Source organism: bacterium, assembly GCA_035380285.1.
Taxonomy (GTDB): domain Bacteria; phylum Auribacterota; class Erginobacteria; order Erginobacterales; family DAOSXE01; genus DAOSXE01.
On the sequence record DAOSXE010000073.1, the window covers coordinates 1 to 3,038 of the forward strand.

3 protein-coding genes are annotated in these 3,038 nt (G+C 66.5%); all 3 read left to right on the plus strand.

The window, feature by feature from the left end:
* On the plus strand, positions 1 to 1,379 hold a 1,379-nt coding region (locus PLZ73_12715; GenBank protein HOO78735.1), incomplete at its 5' end, for a S41 family peptidase.
* Positions 1,366 to 2,451: a divergent polysaccharide deacetylase family protein gene (locus PLZ73_12720; GenBank protein HOO78736.1), complete on the plus strand. Its 1,086-nt coding sequence runs from the start codon at positions 1,366 to 1,368 to the stop codon at positions 2,449 to 2,451. The genes PLZ73_12715 and PLZ73_12720, both read left to right, overlap by 14 nt.
* 67 nt (positions 2,452 to 2,518) lie before the next feature.
* On the plus strand, positions 2,519 to 3,038 hold a 520-nt coding region (locus PLZ73_12725; GenBank protein HOO78737.1), incomplete at its 3' end, for a tRNA (adenosine(37)-N6)-threonylcarbamoyltransferase complex transferase subunit TsaD.

Consider the following 3,038-nt stretch of genomic DNA (forward strand, 5'->3'; position numbering starts at 1 on the left):
CGGACTCGGACAACATCTACCGCAACCTCGAACTCTTCACCAGCATCCTCGAACTGGTCAGGAACAACTACGTGGAGGAAGTGAGCAACCAGGAGCTGATCTACGGGGCCCTCCAGGGCATGCTCGGCGCCCTCGACCCCTACAGCAGCTTCATGGAGCCGGAATCCTACGGGGAGATGCAGGTCGAGACCAAGGGGGAGTTCGGGGGGCTGGGCATCGAGATCACCATGCGCAACGGCATCCTCACCGTGATCACCCCCATCGAGGACACCCCCGCCAGCCGGGCCGGCATTCATCCCGGGGACCGGATCGTGAAGATCGACGGCGATCTGACCGACGAGTTGACGCTGACCGAAGCCGTGCATCTGATGCGGGGCAAACCCGGAACCGACGTCACCATTACGGTAATGCGGGCGGGAGAGAGGGAGCTCCTGGATTTCACGATCACCCGGGCGGTGATCCAGATCGAAAGCGTCAAGGAGGCCAGGGTCATGGACGGGGGGATCGGGTACCTGCGCCTGGCCCAATTCCTCCAGAAAACCCCCGAGGAAGTGGAGGCGGCCCTGGATCGGCTCCGCGACGGGGGCATGAAGGGGTTGATTCTCGACCTGCGCTACAACCCCGGGGGACTGCTCTCCTCGGCCATCGACGTCGCCGAGTTCTTCCTCCCCGAGGACCGGGTGGTGGTCAAAACCCTGGGCCGGGGCGACCAGGTGGAGATGGAAGTGAAGTCGACCGAGGACGGCGAGTTCACCGGGATTCCCATGGTCGTTCTCATCAACGAGGGCAGCGCCAGCGGATCCGAGATCGTGGCCGGGGCTCTGCGGGACAACGACCGCGCCCTGCTGGTGGGAACGACCTCGTTCGGGAAAGGGTCGGTCCAGACCGTTCTGCCCATGCCCGACCAGTCCGGGGTCAGGCTCACCACCGGGCACTACTACACGGCCTCGGGAAGGATAATCCACGAGAAAGGGATCGAGCCCGACATCGTGGTCCCCATGACCCCCGAGGAACAGAAAAAGTTCCTGATGAAGAAATACAGCGGCATGCTCGACTACAGCGGGGCGGACGCCGAGAACGCCAGCCCCGAGGAGAAAATCCTCCGCCAGGCCCTGCAGAAAGTATTCCAGGAGGAAAGCTCGGTCGAGGAGCAGCGGGTGATGGAGATGGTGGTCGAACGGCTCATGGGCCGTCTCCCCGGGGCGGAGCCGGCGCCGTCGCCCACCCCGGTTCCCGGGGAAGGGGGTGAGGAGGGCGAGGCCGCTTCCGGGGAGAGGGCACTCGACCGCGAAGAGCTCGATCCCCAGATGCGGGCCGCCGTGGATATCATGCAGGCGTTGATCCTCGAGAAGCAGTTCGCCGCGGGTGAAAGCGAGTAAGCGGCGTTGGGCCCGGGCGGCGGCCTGGTGCCTGGCGCTCGCCGCCGGCTGCTCGGCCCCGCCCACGGCCCAGGAGACGGCGGAACGGTACTCGCGGGAGTTGGACGGCATCGACCGGGCGGTGGCGGAGGCATTGAAGGGCTTCTGCGCTCCCCGGGAGGAATGGGGGCCGCGTTTTTTTCAAGCCGGCTCCGGGGACCCCTCCCCGATCCTGATCGAACAGACGCTGGAAGTCTCTTCCCTGGCCTACGCCCCCCGCCTGCTCCCCCGCCTGGCTGCGGAGCTCGCCGCCGCCGGGCGCGGCGGGTTCAGCGTTTTCTCCGGGGAGGACGTCCCCGCGGGAACGTTGCTCCTCCTTGAAGTCCCCGTCGCTTCCGACCTCGTCTACCGCTTCGACGTTTTCCAGGAAGTGAGGGGGCGCCTGGCGGTGATCGTCGACGATATCGGCTATTCCCTCGCCGGCCGCGATCTGCTTCTCGACCTCGACCTGCCCCTGACCCTGGCCGTCCTCCCCCGGCTTCCCTACAGCGCCCGGTGGGACGAGCTGGCCGCCGCCAACGGGTACGAGGTCATTCTTCATTTCCCCATGGAGGCGGCGAACCCGGACCTGGAGATCGGGCCCGGCGGGATACGCATCGACACCGGGGAGGAAGAAATAGGAAAAGTATTGGGGGAAAACCTGGCCGCGCTGCCGCATGCGGTGGGGTGCAATAACCACATGGGTTCTTCCTTTACCGTCGACGAACCGGCCATGAAACGTCTGCTGGAGAACCTTCGGAGCCGGGGGCTGTTCTTCGTCGACAGTCTCACCATTTCCGGGACCGCCACCGTCTCCGCCGCCGAGGGAACCGGGGTAAAGCTCGGCCGCCGCGACGTATTTCTGGACCACGTCGACACCGAAGAAGCCATCGCGGAACGTTTCCAGGCCGCCCAGGACCTGGCCCTTCGGCGGGGGACGGCGGTGGTCATCGGGCACTATCGGCACCTGACCCTGGCCTTTCTCCACGACCGGCTGAAGGACGTGGCCGAACGGGGCATACAGGTGGTCCCGGTATCGGACCTGGTCGAATGATGTCGGCACCGCGCGGAAAAGAGGGGGAGGGGACGTCGCGGCGGCCGGGGGGGGAGCCCGGTTCCCCATGCTGATTCTGGGAATCGAAAGCAGCTGCGACGAAACCTCCGTCGCTCTGGTCGAGGACGGCGTCCGGATCCTGGGAAACGAGGTTTCGTCCCAGGCGGATATTCACCGTCTCTACGGCGGCGTGGTCCCGGAGCTGGCCGCGCGCGCCCACCTGGAAAACCTCTTTCCGCTGCTCGACGAACTGGAGGCGGCGACCGGGGTCTCGGCCGATCGGGCCGAAGCGGTCGCCTTCACCCGCGGGCCCGGATTGATCGGGGCGCTGCTCGTGGGGACGGCCGCGGCCAAGGGTTTCGCCTATGCCCGCGGCCTCCCCCTGGTCGGAGTCGACCATCTTAAGGCCCACCTCTACGCTCCCTGCCTGGCCGGGGCCGTATTCGAGTTCCCCTTGGTCGGTTTCGTGGTTTCGGGAGGCCATACCGCGCTGGTCCTGGCGAAGTCCTGGACGGAGGCGTCCCTGCTGGGAGCGACCAGGGACGACGCCGCCGGGGAAGCGTTCGACAAAGTCGCCGCCCTCCTGG